14 protein-coding genes and 1 pseudogene are annotated in these 16,671 nt (G+C 70.7%); 12 read left to right on the top strand and 3 right to left on the bottom strand.

The window, feature by feature from the left end:
• Positions 1–76: 76 nt before the first annotated feature.
• A complete protein-coding gene (murI, locus tag QBJ89_RS19505; protein WP_277982126.1) occupies positions 77–859 on the bottom strand; it encodes a glutamate racemase in 783 nt (260 codons plus the stop codon).
• Positions 860–966: 107 nt separating this feature from the next.
• On the opposite strand from murI, the gene plsY reads away from it, so the two are divergent.
• Complete coding sequence (gene plsY / locus QBJ89_RS19500; RefSeq protein ID WP_277982128.1) at positions 967–1,599, top strand: glycerol-3-phosphate 1-O-acyltransferase PlsY; 633 nt, start codon at positions 967–969, stop codon at positions 1,597–1,599.
• A gap of 14 nt (positions 1,600–1,613) precedes the next feature.
• Entirely contained in the window at positions 1,614–2,705 is a 1,092-nt protein-coding gene (dprA, locus tag QBJ89_RS19495; RefSeq protein WP_277982125.1) for a DNA-processing protein DprA, read from the top strand.
• A 177-nt stretch (positions 2,706–2,882) separates the two neighbouring features.
• Here the strand turns inward: dprA and QBJ89_RS19490 are convergent, their stop codons facing one another.
• Positions 2,883–4,127 (bottom strand): polyhydroxyalkanoate depolymerase, encoded by a 1,245-nt coding sequence (locus tag QBJ89_RS19490; RefSeq protein ID WP_277982124.1) that lies wholly within the window; start codon positions 4,125–4,127, stop codon positions 2,883–2,885.
• Positions 4,128–4,281: 154 nt separating this feature from the next.
• Here QBJ89_RS19490 and QBJ89_RS19485 point away from each other — a divergent pair, with 154 nt between their 5' ends.
• Complete coding sequence (locus QBJ89_RS19485) at positions 4,282–6,075, top strand: ABC transporter transmembrane domain-containing protein (protein ID WP_277982123.1); 1,794 nt, start codon at positions 4,282–4,284, stop codon at positions 6,073–6,075.
• A 177-nt stretch (positions 6,076–6,252) separates the two neighbouring features.
• On the opposite strand, the gene QBJ89_RS19480 is transcribed toward QBJ89_RS19485, so the two are convergent.
• Entirely contained in the window at positions 6,253–6,705 is a 453-nt protein-coding gene (locus QBJ89_RS19480; RefSeq protein ID WP_183920814.1) for a universal stress protein, read from the bottom strand.
• A 152-nt stretch (positions 6,706–6,857) separates the two neighbouring features.
• Here QBJ89_RS19480 and QBJ89_RS19475 point away from each other — a divergent pair, with 152 nt between their 5' ends.
• The 9 genes and pseudogenes from QBJ89_RS19475 to QBJ89_RS19440 all read left to right on the top strand — a co-directional run bounded on the left by QBJ89_RS19475 (position 6,858) and on the right by QBJ89_RS19440 (position 16,625).
• The gene (locus tag QBJ89_RS19475; RefSeq protein WP_277982122.1) at positions 6,858–8,207 is read left to right on the top strand and encodes a pyruvate dehydrogenase complex dihydrolipoamide acetyltransferase; all 1,350 of its coding nucleotides are present in this window, start codon (positions 6,858–6,860) and stop codon (positions 8,205–8,207) included.
• A 13-nt stretch (positions 8,208–8,220) separates the two neighbouring features.
• Positions 8,221–8,451 carry a hypothetical protein gene (locus QBJ89_RS19470; RefSeq protein WP_277982121.1) on the top strand — a complete coding sequence of 77 codons (231 nt, stop codon included), beginning with the start codon at positions 8,221–8,223 and terminating at the stop codon, positions 8,449–8,451.
• Between the two features lie 62 nt (positions 8,452–8,513).
• Positions 8,514–8,852 carry an acyl-CoA thioesterase gene (locus QBJ89_RS19465; RefSeq protein WP_277982127.1) on the top strand — a complete coding sequence of 113 codons (339 nt, stop codon included), beginning with the start codon at positions 8,514–8,516 and terminating at the stop codon, positions 8,850–8,852.
• 77 nt (positions 8,853–8,929) lie between these two features.
• Positions 8,930–10,324, top strand: a complete 1,395-nt coding sequence (gene lpdA / locus QBJ89_RS19460; RefSeq protein ID WP_277982120.1) for a dihydrolipoyl dehydrogenase — start codon at positions 8,930–8,932, stop codon at positions 10,322–10,324.
• A 45-nt stretch (positions 10,325–10,369) separates the two neighbouring features.
• Positions 10,370–11,812 carry a hypothetical protein gene (locus QBJ89_RS19455; RefSeq protein WP_277982119.1) on the top strand — a complete coding sequence of 481 codons (1,443 nt, stop codon included), beginning with the start codon at positions 10,370–10,372 and terminating at the stop codon, positions 11,810–11,812.
• Positions 11,813–12,105: 293 nt separating this feature from the next.
• Positions 12,106–13,224 (top strand): AI-2E family transporter, encoded by a 1,119-nt coding sequence (locus QBJ89_RS19450; RefSeq protein WP_277982118.1) that lies wholly within the window; start codon positions 12,106–12,108, stop codon positions 13,222–13,224.
• Positions 13,225–13,321: 97 nt separating this feature from the next.
• On the top strand, positions 13,322–14,017 hold the full coding sequence (gene ctrA / locus QBJ89_RS19445; protein WP_277982117.1) for a response regulator transcription factor CtrA: 696 nt from the start codon (positions 13,322–13,324) through the stop codon (positions 14,015–14,017).
• Between the two features lie 95 nt (positions 14,018–14,112).
• Positions 14,113–14,229: pseudogene (locus QBJ89_RS20280) on the top strand (PEP-CTERM sorting domain-containing protein); the annotation flags it as partial.
• 38 nt (positions 14,230–14,267) lie between these two features.
• Positions 14,268–16,625 (top strand): TonB-dependent receptor, encoded by a 2,358-nt coding sequence (locus tag QBJ89_RS19440; protein ID WP_277982116.1) that lies wholly within the window; start codon positions 14,268–14,270, stop codon positions 16,623–16,625.
• The last annotated feature ends 46 nt before the right edge of the window (positions 16,626–16,671 follow it).

Here is a 16,671-nt window from a genome sequence, read left to right as displayed (position 1 = left end):
CACACGGGAAGAGAAACGGGAGCGGCGTCGCAGCCGAGCCGGTCGTCACGCCTCCGCCCGCAGCCTCGCCCTTTCGCTACAGCGCCTCCACCCGCGCGAACGCCAGCCCCGCCGCGACGCGCCGCTCGTGCTCGCCCAGCCGCGTGAACACCAGCACGTCCGGCCCCGCGGCCCACTCCTGCCCTGCGGTGAGTGACTCGATCCGCCGCGCGATCCCCGCGCCGCCGTCGACGAAGCGTACGCCCGAAGGCGCCGCCGCGGCGAGCTCGTCGCTCAGCAGCGGGAAGTGCGTGCAGGCGTTGACCACCACGTCGATCCGCTCGCCGCTGGGCTGGTCCAGCAGCCCCGCCAGCGCACCGGCGACCGCGCCGGGGTCGATCGCCTCGCCCGCCAGCTTCGCCTCGGCGAGCTCGACCAGCGCGGCGGAGCCGTGGCGCAGCACCAGGCAATCGTCCGCGAAGCGTGCGGCGAGGTCGTCGACATAGGGCTGGCGCACCGTCGCCTCGGTGCCGAGCACGCCGATCACGCGCGTGGCGCTCATCGCCGCCGCCGGCTTGATCGCGGGCACCGTGCCGACCACGGGCACGTCGAGCGCGGCGCGCACCGCGGGCAGCGCGATCGTCGAGGCGGTGTTGCACGCGATCACCGCCAGCCGCGGGCGATAGCGCTCGACCAGCCGCCCGAGCAGGGCGGGCACGCGCGCCGCGATCTCGCTCTCGGCGCGCGTGCCATAGGGGAAGCCCGCCGAGTCGGCGGCGTAGACGATCGGCGCGTGCGGCAGCAGCGCGCGCGTCGGCGCCACCACCGAGAGCCCGCCCACGCCCGAGTCGAAGAACAGGATCGGCCGCGTGTCGCTCATCGCCCATGCGCTTACGGCGTCCCGTCGATGCCGGCAACGCCGCCCCGGCCGGGGAGTAGCGTACCCGGTATGTTTCGGTTAGAGAGGGGCGGCATGGGGGACCGGAACTGACCGCCGAACACGTCTGGACGCTGCCCGCGGCCGCGCTGCTGCTCGGCTATCTGCTGGGATCGATCCCGTTCGGGGTGCTGCTCACCCGCGCGTTCGGCGCCGGTGACCTGCGGCAGATCGGATCGGGCAATATCGGCGCCACCAACGTGCTGCGCACCGGCCGCAAGGGGCTCGCCGCGGCGACGCTGCTGCTCGATCTCGGCAAGGGCGCGGCGGCGGTGCTGCTGGCGCGCGCGTGGCTGCCGGGCGCCGAGCCCTATGCCGCGGCGGCGGTGATGGTCGGGCATTGCTATCCCGTGTGGCTGCGCTTCCGCGGCGGCAAGGGCGTGGCGACGCTGATGGGCGTGGCGCTGGCGCTGCACTGGCCGCTCGGCGCGGTGTTCGCTTCGCTGTGGCTCGGGCTGCTCGCGCTGCTGCGCATCTCGTCGCTGGCGGGCATGGTGGCGGCGATCAGCACGCCGGTCACCGCGGCGGTGCTGGGCGAGTTCGATCTCGTGCCGCTGCTGATGGGCCTCGCCGCCTTGGTGCTGTGGAAGCACCGGGCCAATATCGCGCGGCTGATCGACGGTACCGAGCCGCGCGTCGGCCGCTCCGCCGCGGCGGCGGGCGACCCGGTCGAACAGGGGTAAGAGGCACCCGACGCATGGTGGACGAGGCGGAGCGCGCGGCGCGGCTGCGGCTGATCCGCACGCCCTCGATCGGCCCGGTCAGCTACCGCCGCCTGCTCGCGCGCTTCGGCTCCGCCGCCGCCGCGATCGCGGCGTTGCCCGAGCTGGCGCGGCGCGGCGGCGGACGCGCGCCCGTGGTGCCGCCGCCCGACACGATCGAGCGCGAGCGGGCGCTGCTCGAGCGGATCGGCGCGCGCCACCTGCTCCTCGGCGACGCCGATTATCCGCCCTTGCTCGCCGAGCTCGACGACTCGCCCGCGGTGCTGTCGGTGCGCGGCGATCTCGCGCTGGCGTCACGGCCGACCGTGGCGATCGTCGGCGCGCGTGACGCCTCCGCGGCGGCGTGTCGTCTCGCGCGCGAGCTGGCGCGCGATCTCGCCGCGGCGGGGGTGAGCGTGGTGTCGGGGCTGGCGCGCGGCATCGACGGCGCGGCGCATCTCGGCGCGCTGCCCGGGACGATCGGGGTGGTGGCGGGCGGAATCGACGTCGCCTACCCGCCACAGCACGCCGCGTTGCAGGAGCGGATCGCGCGCGAGGGGCTGCTGCTGGCCGAGATGCCGCCCGGCACCGAGCCGCGCGCGCGCCACTTCCCCTATCGCAACCGCATCGTCACCGGGCTGGCGCTGGGGACGCTGGTGGTGGAGGCGGCGCCGCGCTCGGGCTCGCTGATCAGCGCGCGGCTGGCGGGCGAGCAGGGGCGCGAGGTGATGGCGGTGCCGGGCCATCCCAGCGATCCGCGCGCGCGCGGCTGCAACGCGCTGATCCGCGACGGCGCGACGCTGGTGCAGGGCGCCGCGGACGTGCTCGAGCAGCTCCGCCCGCTCGATCCGCGCGCGCTGCCGCGGCCGGTCGCCGCGTGGGAGAGCGTGCGCGAGGCGGCGGTGGACTATGGCGACGCGGAGCGCGCGCGGGTCGAGGCGCTGCTCGCCGCGGTGCCGGTCGCCACCGACGAGCTGGTGCGCCAGAGCGCGCTCCCGGCGGCGCTGGTCCAGGACGTGCTGCTCGAACTCGAACTCGCCGGGCGGCTGGAGCGCCACCCCGGTGGGCGCGTCAGCCGGGTGATGTAAGAGGAAGTGACGGCACGTTCATTCGAGTAAGCCCCTCCTCTTCAGGGCAGGGGTTGGCGTGGGGTCTCTCCGCTGGCGCGGCGTTTGCGGAAGCCCCCCACCCCCGCCCCTCCCCTGAAGGGAAGGGGAGGATTTTGCAGGATTGCGGCCGTCATCCGACGCCCCCGCGCCCGGCGATCACCCGTGCGCGGTGATCCACTCCTCCACCACCGGCGCGATCCGCTCGCGCCACTTCGAGCCGTTGAAGATGCCGTAATGGCCGACGCCCTCGGCCATGAGGTAGCGCTTGTGCGCCTCGGGCAGCGCGGTCGCGCAGGTCAGCGCCGCCTTGGTCTGGCCCAGCCCCGAGATATCGTCGCGCTCGCCCTCGATCGCGAGCAGCCCGACGTCGGTGATCGCGCCGAGATCGACCGGGCGGCCGCGGTGCGTCATCGTGCCGCGCGGCAGCGCGTGCGACTGGAACACGGTGTCGATCGTCTGCAGGTAGAATTCCGCGGTCATGTCGCACACCGAGCGATATTCGTCGTAGAAGCGCTTGGTCGCGTCGGCGCTCTCGCCGTCGCCGGTGACCAGATGTTTGAACAGCTCGTAATGGCTCATCATGTGGTTGCCGAGATTCATCGTCATGAACCCGCCGAGCTGGAGGAAGCCCGGGTACACGCGCCGCCCCGCGCCGGGGTAGAGCATCGGCACGGTGGCGATCACGTTCTGCTCGAACCAGGCGAAGGGCCGCTCGGTGGCGAGCGTGTTGACCGCGGTGGGCGCCTCGCGCGTGTCGATCGGGCCGCCCATCATCGTCAGCGTGCGCGGGCGGCACGGATTCGCGTCGGCGCTCATCAGCGCGGTCGCGGCGAGGCACGGCACCGACGGCTGGCACACCGCCAGCATGTGCGCGCCGCGCGCGCCGTCCCCCGCACCGGCGTCGGGGCCGATCGCCTCAAGAAAGGCGATCAGATAGTCGATGTAATCGTCGAGATCGAACCGGCCGTCCGCCACCGGCACCAATTTCGCGTCGCGCCAGTCGGTGACGTAGACGTCGGCGAACGGCAGCATCCGCTCCACCGTGCCGCGCAGCAGCGTGGCGAAATGACCCGACATCGGCGCCGCGATCAGCAGCCGCGGGCCACCTTCGACGCCCTCGCGGCGGAAGCGCTTGAGCTGGCCGAAGGGAAGCTGAAGCACGATCTCCTCGGTCACCGCTACGTCGCGCCCGTCGACGATGGTGGTGTCGAGCGCGAAGGCGGGCTTGCCGCGCGACGCGGAGGCATGCGCGAACACCTCGAGCGCGCTCGCCATCACCGGACCGCCGCCGAGATAGGCGAACGGGTTGGACGGGTTGTTGAGCCAATTGACCCCCACCGTCGCCATCGCGCTTGCCGAGGCGAGCCACGACCGCTGCCATTCATATGCGTCGTACAGCATCCGCTTCCTTCCGCCCGAGATATGGGCATGATCGGTCGTAATACAAAACGTACCGAGGCGTAACGCACGAAGCGCGGCGCGGTGGCGATCCTGTCCCACGGTGGCCGCCGCGCCACACGTTGAGCCGCCTGCCGGGCACTGCTAGGCGCCCGTCATGGCTAGCGTTCCCGATGTCGCTCCCGCCCGCCCGGCACCTTCGCGGCGCCTCGGCAATCTCACCATGGTGTGGCAGCACGCGCGCGCCTATCCGGCGCAGATCGCGGCCGCCTTCACGGCGCTGGCGATCACCTCGGCGGCGACGATCGCGATCCCGTACAGCTTCAAGCGCGTGATCGACCGCGGCTTCGCTGCCGGCGACGGCTCGTCCGCGGCGGTGGCGTCGTCGTTCCACTACATGCTGATGATCGTGGTGGTGCTGGCGCTCGGCACCGCGGTGCGCTTCTATTTCGTCGCCTGGCTGGGCGAGCGCGTCGTCGCCGACATCCGCGAGCGCGTGGTGCGCCACCTGATGACGCTCAGCCCCGCTTTCTACGAGGAGAATCGCCCGTCCGAGATCGCCTCGCGGCTCACCGCGGACACCGGGCAGATCGAGACGGTGGTGGGCATGACCATCTCCGTGGCGCTGCGCAACAGCTTCACCGCGGTGGGCGGGCTGATCTACCTCTTTGCCATCTCGCCCAAGCTGGCGTCGTTGCTGCTGCTGGGCATCCCGCTGATGATCCTGCCGATCACGGTGTTGGGACGGAAGGTGCGCGCCTATTCGCGCACCTCGCAGGACCGCGTCGCCGACGTCGGCACGATCGTCACGGAGGTGCTCGGCGCGATGAAGATCGTCCAGGCGTTCGGCCAGGAGGGGCGCGAGAGCGCACGCTTCGCCGGTGCGGTGGAGGCGACGATGGACGCCGCCAAGCGCCGCATCGGGCTGCGCGCGGTGATGACCGCGATCGTGATCGGGCTGGTGTTCGGCGCCATCACCCTGGTGCTGTGGGAGGGCGCGATCGACGTCGCGGCGGGGCGGCTCTCGGGCGGCGCGATCGCGGCCTTCGTGCTGACCGGCGGCATCGTCGCGGGCGCGTTCGGCGCGCTGACCGAGGTGTACGGCGACCTGCTGCGCGGCGCGGGCGCGGCGGGGCGGCTGGCCGAGCTGCTCGACGAACGCCCCGCGATCGCGGCGCCGGCGCATCCGGTGGCGTTGCCGGTGCCGGCAGAAGGGCGCGTCGCGCTGGAGGCGGTCGAGTTCCGCTACCCGACCCGGCCCGACATGGCCGCGCTGCACGACTTCACGCTCAGTGTCGCGCCGGGCGAGACGGTCGCGGTGGTCGGTCCGTCGGGTGCGGGTAAATCGACGCTGTTCCAGCTGATCGAGCATTTCTACGAGCCCGCGGCCGGGCGCGTGCTGGTCGACGGGGTCGACCTGCGCCGGGCCGATCCCGCCGCGGTGCGCGAGCGGATCGCGATGGTGCCGCAGGAGACGGTGATCTTCGCCACCAGCGCGCGCGACAATCTGCGCTACGGCCGCTGGGACGCGAGCGACGACCAGGTCTGGGCGGCGGCGGAGGCGGCCCACGCCGCGGACTTCCTGCGCGCGCTGCCCGAGGGGCTCGACACCTTCCTCGGCGAGGGCGGCGCGCGGTTGTCGGGCGGGCAGCGCCAGCGCATCGCGATCGCGCGCGCGCTGCTGCGCGACTCGCCGATCCTGTTGCTCGACGAGGCGACCAGTGCGCTCGACGCCGAGAGCGAGCGGCTGGTGCAGGACGCGCTCGAGCGGCTGATGGCGACGCGCACCACGATCGTGATCGCGCACCGGCTCGCGACGGTGCGCGCGGCGTCGCGGATCGTGGTGATGGATGGTGGCCGGATCGTCGAGGAGGGCACCCACGCCACGCTGATCGCGCGCGGCGGCCTATACGCGCGGCTGGCGAGCCTGCAGTTCGACGCGGCGGCGTAAGCGATTCTCACATCCTTCCAGGAACGGAGAGGGGGACCGTGCCCGAACAGCGTGGTGGAGGGGGGCTGCCGCAGACGCGCGTTCACGCTCGCGGAGAGCCCCCTCCGTCAGCGCGGCGCGCTGCCACCTCCCCGCGAGCGGGGAGGATCTAGGGTCCAGCGTCTGACGAAGTCCCGCTCAACTCACCCGGTCGATCGCGTCCATGGCCAACCCGCCGGGCACGATCATCAGCGGCACCGGCAGCGTCCCGGCCTCGGCGGCGAAGTGGCTCACCAGCGCGCCCGGCGCGCCGCCCGCCGCGGCACCCAGCACCAGCGCGGCGATCTGCGGATTGGCCGCGATCATCTCGCGGATGACCTTGGGGCCGTCGCCGCTGCGCACCGTCAGCGACGGCCGCACGCCCGATTCCTCCAGCAGCGTGCCCGCCGCGCGCGCCACCAGCCCCTCGGCGTGCTGGCGCTGCTCCTCCTCCATCGTCGCCTGCACCCCGCCGAACGGGATGAACTCCTGCGGCGGCAGCAGCGCGAGGATCTCGACGCCGCCGTTGGTCCGCACCGCGCGGCGCGCGGCGAAGCGCAGCGCGCTCAGCGCCTCGGGGGTGTCGTCGACGACGGTGAGATAGATGCGCATCGGTGAAGGTCCCCTGACCGGGAGGGGTTTACCGCCGCCTGACGCGCGCGCGCAAGCCGCGGGAGCGGGAGGCAAAAGGGGGTGGGCTTGACCCTGCGTCGCGCAACCGCGAGAGACGCGGGCAACTTCCAGGATCCGCTCGAGGACTCACGATGCCCATCGAAATCAAGATGCCTGCCCTCTCGCCCACGATGGAAGAGGGCACGCTGGCCAAGTGGCTCGTCAAGGAGGGCGACGAGGTCAAGGCGGGCGACATCATGGCCGAGATCGAGACCGACAAGGCGACGATGGAGTTCGAGGCGGTCGACGAGGGCCGCATCACCAAGATCGCGGTCGCCGAGGGTACCGACGGCGTGAAGGTGGGCACCGTGATCGCGCTGCTCGAGGGCGAGGACGACGCGTCCGGCGAGAGCACGCCCGCCCCGGCGGCGAAGGAGAGCGAGTCGCGTCCGTCACCCGAGGATCCCAACAACACCGGCAGTGAGGCCAAGCCCGCGCCCGAGGACGTCGAGGATCACGGCAAGCCCGCCGACTCGCAGGCCGCCGCCACGGCTCCTGCCACGTCGTCGGCGGCGCCGCAGCGCGCCGCGGGCGAGCGCGTGAAGGCCAGCCCGCTGGCGCGTCGCATCGCCGCCGACCGCGGCGTCGATCTCGCCTCGGTCAGCGGTACCGGCCCGAACGGGCGCATCGTCCGCGCCGACATCGAGGGCGCCAAGGCCGGCGCCGCCGCCCCGGCGGCGAGCGCGTCCGCGCCGGCGCCGACCGCGGAGGCAGCAGCGCCTGCGCCCAAGCCGGCGACGATCCCCGACGTGCCGCACGAGCTCACCAAGCTCAGCAACATGCGCAAGACGATCGCGCGCCGCCTGACCGAGTCGAAGCAGCAGGTGCCGCACATCTACCTCACGGTCGACGTCGAGCTCGACAAGCTGCTCAAGCTGCGCGGCGAGCTCAACGCCGGGCTGGAGGCGCGCGGGGTGAAGCTCTCGGTCAACGACCTGCTGATCAAGGCGCTCGCGGTGGCGCTGATCCAGGTGCCCAAGTGCAACGTGATGTTCACCCCCGACCAGCTCGTCAGCTTCGGTCGCGCCGACATCTCGGTGGCGGTGTCGACCCCCGAGGGGCTGATCACGCCGGTGATCACCGCGGCGGACACCGCCTCGCTGTCGAGCATCTCGACGCGGATGAAGGACCTGGCCGCGCGCGCGCGCGACAAGAAGCTGAAGCCCGAGGAGTTCACCGGCGGCACCGCATCGATCAGCAACATGGGCATGTTCGGGATCAAGCAATTCGAGGCGGTGATCAACCCGCCGCAGGGCATGATCCTGGCGATCGGCGCGGGCGAGAAGCGGCCGTGGGTGCTCAAGGACGGCACGCTGGGCGTCGCCTCGGTGATGTCCGCGACGGGCAGCTTCGACCATCGCGCGATCGACGGGGCGGACGGCGCGCAGCTGATGCAGGCGTTCAAGCAGCTCGTCGAGAACCCGCTGGCGATGCTCGCCTGAGCCGAGGCGGTCGATGGCGCAGATGGAGCTGCCCGCGGTGTGGCGCGAATGGGCCTGGGGGCTGCTCGCGCTCGGCGTGACCGTGCTCGCCTTCAAGGGCGCGGCGTGGAGCTACCCGCAAGGGGCCGAGACGATCTGGCTGGTCGGCGCGGGCACGATGGTGGCGGTCGGGCTGCTCGGCGCGCGTGACGTCTGGGAGGTGCAGCAGCGCGAGGAGCAGCGCCGCGGGGAGACGCGCGCGTGAGCGCCGCGACTCCGCCGGCCACGACGCCCCCGAGCAGCGCGCCGACCATCCGCGTCTCCGCGATGCCGGCCGACGCCAACGCGTACGGCGACATCTTCGGCGGCTGGCTGATGAGCCTGATGGACTCGGCCGCCGGGCTGACCGCGGCGCGGCGCGCGCGTGGCCGCGCGGTGACGATCGCGATGGACGGAATGCAGTTCCACGCGCCCGTCCATGTCGGCGACGAGGTCTCGGTGTACGCTACGATCGCGCGCGTGGGGCGCACCTCGATCGCGATCGACGTGGAGAGCTGGGCGCGCGATCGCCACGGCGAGGAAACGCGCAAGGTGACCGAGGCGCGCTTCACCTTCGTCGCGATCGACGAGGATCGCCGCCCGCGCGAGGTTCCGCCCGCGGCGTGATCTAATTTCGAGGTGCGCGCGGGTCTCGCGCCACCCATCTGATGGCAAACAGGGGCTGCGGCCCGGGAGTGGCTCCAATGGCTGACACCTACGACCTCATCGTGCTGGGCTCGGGCCCCGGCGGTTACGTGTCCGCGATCCGCGCGGCGCAGCTCGGGCTCAAGGTCGCGATCGTCGAGCGCGAGCGGCTCGGTGGCATCTGCCTCAACTGGGGCTGTATCCCGACCAAGGCGCTGCTGCGCACGTCCGAGGTCTATCACTACATGACCCATGCCGCCGATTACGGGCTCAAGGCGGAGAATGTCGGCTTCGATCTCACCAAGATCGTCGAGCGCAGCCGCAAGGTCGCGGGCCAGCTCAACGCCGGCGTCAAAGGGCTGATGAAGAAGAACAAGGTCACCGTGGTCGAGGGCGTCGGCGCGCTCACCGGCAAGGGCAAGCTGAGCGTCAAGCAGGGCGGCGGCACGGTCGAACTCGAGGCCAAGCACATCATCGTCGCCACCGGCGCGCGCGCGCGCGACCTGCCCTTCGCCAAGGCGGACGGCAAGCGCATCTGGACCTATCGCCACGCGATGGTGCCCGAGGAGATGCCGACCAAGCTGCTGGTCATCGGATCGGGCGCGATCGGGATCGAGTTCGCCAGCTTCTACAACGACATGGGCGCCGACGTCACGGTCGTGGAGATGCTGCCGCGGATCCTGCCGGTGGAGGACGAGGAGGTCAGCGCCTTCATGGAGAAGCGCCTCACCAAGGAGGGGATCAAGATCCTCACCGGCGCCGGCGTCGAGAAGATCGAGACCGGTGCGGCGGCGGTGAAGGCGACGATCAAGGGGAAGGACGGCACGAGCACGACCGAGGAGTATAGCCACGTCGTCGTCGCGATCGGCATCGTCCCCAACACCGAGAACATCGGGCTGGAGACGCTCGGCGTGCAGACCGAGCGCGGCCAGATCAAGGTCGACGGCTATGGCCGCACCAACGTCGAGGGGATCTATGCGATCGGTGACGTCACCGGCGCGCCCTGGCTGGCGCACAAGGCGAGCCACGAGGGCGTCGTCTGCGTCGAGAAGATCGCGGGGCAGGACCCGCACCCGTTCGAGACGTGGAACATCCCGGGCTGCACCTACTCGCGCCCGCAGGTCGCCAGCGTCGGCCTCACCGAGGCCAAGGCCAAGGAGGGTGGCCGCGCCGTGAAGGTCGGCAAATTCCCCTTCATCGGTAACGGCAAGGCGATCGCGCTGGGCGAGGCGGACGGCTTCGTGAAGACCGTGTTCGACGCCGAGACCGGCGAGCTGCTCGGCGCGCACATGGTCGGCGCCGAGGTGACCGAGCTGATCCAGGGCTATGTCGTCGCGCGCCAGCTCGAAACCACCGAGCACGAGCTGATGGAGACGGTGTTCGCGCACCCGACGCTGAGCGAGATGATGCACGAGAGCGTGCTCGGCGCCTACAACCGCGCATTGCACATCTGACCCGCGGCGGCCTGTGGTGGGCGGGGGCGTCCTATAATCGGCGATATGATCTATGCGTCGCGCCCCGCCCGTTACCCGCTGCTCGTCGCCGCCGCCTTGTGGCTCGCCTCGCTGGTGGTGTTCGCGCCGGGCGTGGCGGAATATGACTCGGTCGAGCAGTTCCGGCAGGTCCTGAGCGGCCACTACGACGACTGGCACCCGCCCGTCGTGGCGTGGCTGTGGCGCCGCCTGCTGCCGTTCGGCGACGGCACCACCCCGCTGCTGGTGCTCCAGCTCACCGGCTACTGGCTCGGCCTGGGTCTGATCGCCGGGGCGCTGGCGCGGATCGGACGGCCGGCGGCGGGCTGGACCGTGCTGCTCGTCGGGCTGCTGCCGCCCTTCCTCGGCTGGCAGGCGGTGGTGCTCAAGGACGCGCAGCTGGTCGGGTCTGCGCTTGCCGCGTTCGGCCTGGTGGCATGGTGGCGGCTGCGCGACCGGCCGGTCCCCGCCGCCGCGGCGCTGCTCGCCGCGCTGCTGTTCGCGTACGCGCTGCTGGTACGCGCCAACGCCGCCTTCGCGCTGGCGCCGCTGATCGCCGGCCTGTTCCCGATACGCCGCGTGGGCGCGCTGATCGTCGCCGCGGCGGTGCTGCTCGCGCTGACGCTGGCGCTGGCCGGGCCGATCAACCACCAGCTGATCGGCGCGACGTCGAGCGGGGTGGAGAAGACGCAGCCGCTCTATGATCTCGCCGGCATAGCGGTGCGCGCGCCGGGCTCGCACTCGGTCGGCCTCTCGCGCGAGGCGGCGCGGCAGCTGCGCGCGAACGACTGCGTCACGCCCTATTTCTGGGACCCGCTCGGCGACACGCCGGTCTGCGTCGCGGCGGTGGCGCCGCTCAAGGCGCAGCGCGCGGGTGACTTGTACCTGCGGCTCGCCAACGCCGCGCTTCACCATCCGCTCGCCTATCTCGCGCAGCGTGCGGCGCATTGGAACATGACCGAGCGCTGGCTGGTGCCGGCGCGGCTCGCCGGCGCCGCGCCGGTGGGCGCCAGCGAGCCGAACACGCTGGGGCTCGCCAGCCCGGGTGCGCAGGCGCAGCAGTGGATGTGGCTCGCCGCGCAGGCGGTGCTGACCCCGCTCGCCTGGCCCTTCGCCTGGTTGCTGCTCGCACTGCTGCTGCTGGTCGGGACGCGGCGCTGGCGCCACGGCCAATCACGCCAGCTCGCCATCGCGCTGCTCGCCTCCGCGGTGACGCTGGAGTTCAGCTTCCTCGCGATCTCGATCGCGACCGACCTGCGTTACCATCTGTGGCCGATGCTCGCGACCGCGCTGGCGGCGGTGCTGCTGGCGGACACCTACCCGCTGCGCCGCGTGCCCGCCTGGATGGTGCTGGTCGCCGCCCTGTGCCTCGCCGCCGCGGTGGCCGAGCGCGTCACGCTGCCCGACCCGCCGCAGGACTATCAACGGCTGTTGCACTGGGTGCCGCCGCTGAGCCTGCTGCCGGCGTAGGGGGAAAGGGCAAAGGTGCCATTGGCGCTCCCTCCTGGCGTCATCCCGAGCTTGTCTCAGGTCCACCGGGCCGCATGCCCCGAAGCGGCTGAGGGCGCACGACGGTGGATCCTGAAACGAGCTCAGGATGACGGCTGGTAAGTCGGTCCCGGATCGCGCGACGAACGGGCGACGACTGACACGTCCTTCCACCACCCGCACCCCGCGCTTTTCCCTGCGCCCGCGCGCCTTTTCGCCATTCCGGGCGTTGTGCCGGCGATGCAACGATCCCTTCCCGCCGCGCCGCCGCGCGCATGAACCGGCTAGCTCCCGACGAGCCCGACGCGCGCTTCATCCGCCGGGTGCTGTGGCTGGTGCTGATCGTCGCCGTGCTGGCCGCACTCTACTTCGCGCGGCACCTGCTGATCCTCGCCTTCGGCTCGATGCTGATCGCGATCATCATCCACGCCATCGCGGAGGTGTATGCCAGCCGCACCCGGTTGAGCCCGCGCGGCGCGATGGGCGCGGCGATCGCCAGCGTACTCGCCTTCCTGGCGCTGCTCGGCTGGCTGTTCGGCGTCGAGTTCCGCTCACAGGTCAATACGTTGGTAGTCGCGCTGCCGGGCCTGCTCGGCCAGCTCCAGGCCTATATGTCGCAGAGCCCCGTCGGCGAGAAGGTGGCGGACGCGGTTCAGGCCGCCTTCGCGGGCAGCCGCGTCGCGCAGGACATCGGCGAGATCGTGCGCGGCGCGGGCGAGCTGCTGCTCAACGCGGTGCTGGTGCTGTTCGGCGCGATCTTCTTCGCGGTCGACCCCAAGATCTACGAGCGCGGCTTCCTGCTGCTGGTGCCGCCGGCCAAGCGCGCCGCGGTGGAGGACGCGCTGGGCGACGTCGCCTCGACGCTGCTGCTGTGGCTGCGGGCGCAGCTGATCCAGATGACCGCGATGGGTGCGATGGTCGGGATCGGGCTGTGGATCGCGGGGGTGCCCTCGCCGGCGCTGCTCGGGCTGCTCACCGGCCTGTCCGAGTTCATCCCCTATGTCGGCCCGGTGGCGGCGATGCTGCCGGCGCTGGGGCTGGCCGCGACCAGGGGCACCGACCAGCTCATCTGGGCGCTCACCGTGTTCGCGGTGGTGCGCGTGGTGCAGACCAACTTCGTCACGCCGTTCGTCACCAGCCGGGTCGTCGCGATCCCGCCCGCGCTCAGCCTGTTCGCGATCATCGGGACGGGCGCGGTGTTCGGGCTGTTCGGGCTGTTCTTCTCGGGCGGCATCCTCGTGGTCGGCTTCACGCTGGTGCGCAGCCTCTACCTGCGCGAAGTGCTCGGCGAGGACATACCGCGCTCGCGCGAGCGCACGTTGTTCACCGCCAAGGGCACGCCGCGGCCCGAGACAGAGAATGAAGATTCGACATTAACGGAACGTCCGGATTAAGTGTGAATTAACCTTTCTGGTTCAGAAGCCATTGGGTATGAACGTAGCGAAGCGCGGACGACAGAGTCTACCGCGTTGACGAACCGGGGAATTGCCGATGCGCGTGCTGCTGATCGAGGACGAGCCGACGACCGCCAAGGCGATCGAGCTGATGCTGTCGACCGAGGGATTCAACGTCTACAATACTGATCTGGGTGAGGAAGGCCTCGACCTGGGCAAGCTGTACGATTACGACATCATCCTGCTCGACCTCAACTTGCCCGACATGCACGGCTACGACGTGCTGAAGAAATTGCGCGTCGCACGGGTGCAGACACCGGTGCTGATCCTCTCGGGCATCAACGAGATGGACTCCAAGGTGCGCAGCTTCGGCTTCGGTGCCGACGATTATGTCACCAAGCCGTTCCACCGCGAAGAGCTGGTCGCGCGCATCCACGCCGTGGTGCGCCGCTCGAAGGGCCACTCGCAGTCGGTGATCAAGACCGGCAAGCTCTCGGTCAACCTCGACGCCAAGACCGTGGAGGTCGACGGCGCGCGCGTGCACCTGACGGGCAAGGAATATGCGATGCTCGAGCTGCTCTCGCTGCGCAAGGGCACGACGCTGACCAAGGAAATGTTCCTTAACCATCTCTATGGCGGGATGGACGAGCCCGAGCTCAAGATCATCGACGTGTTCATTTGCAAGCTGCGCAAGAAGCTCAGCCTGGCGTGCAGCGGCGACAATTACATCGAGACGGTGTGGGGCCGCGGCTACGTGCTGCGCGAGCCCGAGGAGACCGCGCAGGTCGCCTGAGGCCTGACGTTTTCGGTTGATGCGGCGGCCGTCGTACCCTCGGGTGCGGCGGCCGTTGTTCTGATGGCCGCGCGTGTTGCTGCGGACGCAGGAACCCGGAGCCATCGACGCTGGCCCTCGTCGCCCTGGGCGCCTGCGGGCGCAGGAGCACGCCACACCACCCACTGTCGCATAACCGCAACCGAATCGTCATCGGCCCGTCCCGGACCTAGTGCAGGCGCCCCCGTTAACGACAATGGGGGACGACACGATGACCGTCAAATTCATGCTGCTCGCCGGCGCCTCGGGCCTGTTCGCCGCCGCGCCCGCGCTGGCGCAGGACGCGCCGCCGCCCGCCACCGCGGCGACGATCGATCGCGCCGCGCCGGAGCAGCCGACCGAGGGGGAGGACGTGGTGGTGCTCGGCTTCGGCCAGAGCCGCCAAGTGCAGACGGTGACCTCGGCCGATCTCGAGCGGCTCACCCCCGGGACCTCGCCGCTCAAGGCAGTGGCCAAGCTGCCCGGCGTCAACTTCCAGTCGGCCGACGCGTTCGGCGCCTATGAGTGGTCGACGCGCATCTCGCTGCGCGGCTTCAACCAGAACCAGCTCGGCTTCACGCTCGACGGCGTGCCGCTCGGCGACATGAGCTACGGCAACGTCAACGGCCTCCACATCAGCCGCGCGATCCTCTCGGAGAACATCGCCAGCACCACCGTGGCGCAGGGCGCGGGCGCGCTCGGCACCGCCTCGACCAGCAACCTCGGCGGCACGCTCCAGTTCGTCAGCCGCGCGCCGTCGGACACCGCCGACCTCGTCGCCTCGGGCACCTATGGCAGCGACCAGACCTATCGCGCCTTCGTCCGCGCCGAGTCGGGCGACCTGGGGGGCGGGCTCAAGGGCTATATCAGCTACGGCTTCCTCAAGACCGACAAGTGGAAGGGCTTCGGCGAGCAGCGCCAGCACCAGGCCAACGCCAAGGTGGTGAAGGAGGTCGGCGACCACGGCAAGATCACCGCCTTCCTCAACTTTTCCGACCGGCGCGAGAACGACTACCAGGACCTCAGCCTCGACATCATCCGCCGCCGCGGGCTGAACAACGACAATATCTCGAACGACTATCCGCTCGCGCTGCAGATCGCGCAGATCGCGCAGAACCAGGCCGCGCGCGGGGCGAGCGCCACCGCGGCACTGCCCTATCCCGGCGTCGGCCTCGCCTTTCCGGCGGGGATCGGCACGCTCGACGACGTCTATTACGACGCTGCCGGGCTGCGCCGCGACTGGCTCGGCGGGGTCACCTTCGAGGCGCAGCTGCTGCCGCAGCTGTCGGTCGTGTCGACCAGCTACATTCACCGCAACAAGGGGCAGGGCTCGTGGATCACGCCCTATGTCGCGACCCCGGCGGGTGCGCCCAACGCGGACGGCACACCGATCATCGACGGCTCGGCGCTGTCGTTCCGCACCACCGAATATCGCATCATGCGCGCGGGCAATTTCACCAACGCCGCGCTCGAGCTCGGCGCCAACCGCTTCGAGGTCGGCGCCTGGTATGAGAGCAACGCCTTCGACCAGGCGCGCCGCTTCTACGGCATGGCCGATGGCACGACCGCCAATCGGCGCGCGCTCGACTATCAGGAGAACCCGTTCTTCACGCAATGGGCGGGCAATTACGACACCGAGACGCTGCAATATCACGTCGCCGACACGCTCCAGCTCGGCCGCCTGACGATCAACGCGGGCTGGAAGGGCATGCGGGTCGAGAACAAGGCCAACCTGCTCACCGGCGTGCTGGTGGCGGGCAAGATCGAGTCGAAGGACTGGTTCCTGCCGCAGGCCGGCGCGGTCTTCGCGCTGGGCGGCGGCGCCGAGCTGTTCGCCAGCTACACCGAGAACATGCGCGCCTTCGTGTCGGGCACGGCGGGGCCGTTCGGCACCACCCAGACCGGCTTCGACGCGATCCGCTCGCGCATCAAGCCCGAGACGTCGAAGACCGCCGAGGGCGGCGTACGCCTGCGCGCGGGTGGGCTCCAGCTCTCCGCGGTGGGCTATTACATCGACTTCAACGACCGGCTGCTCACCTTCCAGAACGGCTCGGGTATCCAGGGCAATCCGCCGACGCTCAACAACGCCGGCAACGTCGAGAGCTATGGCGGCGAGATCTCGGCCTTCTATCGCGTGTTCCAGCCGCTCAGCCTGTTCGCCAGCTACAGCTACAACAAGGCGACCTATCAGGACGACGTGGTCAACGCCGCCGGCACGGTGCTGACCGCGACCGCGGGCAAGACCGTGGTCGACACGCCCGAGCACATGGCCAAGGGCGAGATCGTGTACGACGACAGCCGTTTCTTCGGCCGCGTCGGCGCGGACTATATGGCAAAGCGCTACTTCACCTACCTTAACGATCAGTCGATCGGGTCGCGCGTGCTGGTGGACGCGAGCATCGGCGTGCGCTTCGGCGAGAACATGGGCTTCTTCCGCGGCTTCGCGCTGGAGGGCAGCGTCACCAACCTGACCGACAAGAAGTATGTCTCGACGATCGGCAGCAACGGCTACACCGCCAGCGGCGACAACCAGACGCTGCTGGCCGGTGCGCCGCGCCAGGTCTTCGTGACGCTACGGCGCGGGTTCTGAGGGTAGCGACGGAGGGGATGAAGGACGAGCGCTCCCGCCCCTTCGG

Source organism: Sphingomonas phyllosphaerae, assembly GCF_029623345.1.
Classification (GTDB): domain Bacteria; phylum Pseudomonadota; class Alphaproteobacteria; order Sphingomonadales; family Sphingomonadaceae; genus Sphingomonas; species Sphingomonas phyllosphaerae_C.
Note: the sequence above shows the minus strand (reverse complement) of the source record. Positions and strands in the feature narration are given on the sequence as shown.

Excerpts from the sequence above, each read along its gene's own strand:
- QBJ89_RS19465 (WP_277982127.1), top strand. The coding sequence starts at position 8,514 with ATGCCGGCCGACGCCAACGCGTACGGCGACATCTTCGGCGGCTGGCTG.
- QBJ89_RS19475 (WP_277982122.1), top strand. The coding sequence starts at position 6,858 with ATGCCCATCGAAATCAAGATGCCTGCCCTCTCGCCCACGATGGAAGAG.
- ctrA (WP_277982117.1), top strand. The coding sequence starts at position 13,322 with ATGCGCGTGCTGCTGATCGAGGACGAGCCGACGACCGCCAAGGCGATC.
- murI (WP_277982126.1), bottom strand. The coding sequence starts at position 859 with ATGAGCGACACGCGGCCGATCCTGTTCTTCGACTCGGGCGTGGGCGGG.
- QBJ89_RS19470 (WP_277982121.1), top strand. The coding sequence starts at position 8,221 with ATGGCGCAGATGGAGCTGCCCGCGGTGTGGCGCGAATGGGCCTGGGGG.
- lpdA (WP_277982120.1), top strand. The coding sequence starts at position 8,930 with ATGGCTGACACCTACGACCTCATCGTGCTGGGCTCGGGCCCCGGCGGT.
- QBJ89_RS19485 (WP_277982123.1), top strand. The coding sequence starts at position 4,282 with ATGGCTAGCGTTCCCGATGTCGCTCCCGCCCGCCCGGCACCTTCGCGG.
- QBJ89_RS19490 (WP_277982124.1), bottom strand. The coding sequence starts at position 4,127 with ATGCTGTACGACGCATATGAATGGCAGCGGTCGTGGCTCGCCTCGGCA.
- QBJ89_RS19440 (WP_277982116.1), top strand. The coding sequence starts at position 14,268 with ATGACCGTCAAATTCATGCTGCTCGCCGGCGCCTCGGGCCTGTTCGCC.
- QBJ89_RS19450 (WP_277982118.1), top strand. The coding sequence starts at position 12,106 with ATGAACCGGCTAGCTCCCGACGAGCCCGACGCGCGCTTCATCCGCCGG.
- QBJ89_RS19455 (WP_277982119.1), top strand. The coding sequence starts at position 10,370 with ATGATCTATGCGTCGCGCCCCGCCCGTTACCCGCTGCTCGTCGCCGCC.
- dprA (WP_277982125.1), top strand. The coding sequence starts at position 1,614 with ATGGTGGACGAGGCGGAGCGCGCGGCGCGGCTGCGGCTGATCCGCACG.
- QBJ89_RS19480 (WP_183920814.1), bottom strand. The coding sequence starts at position 6,705 with ATGCGCATCTATCTCACCGTCGTCGACGACACCCCCGAGGCGCTGAGC.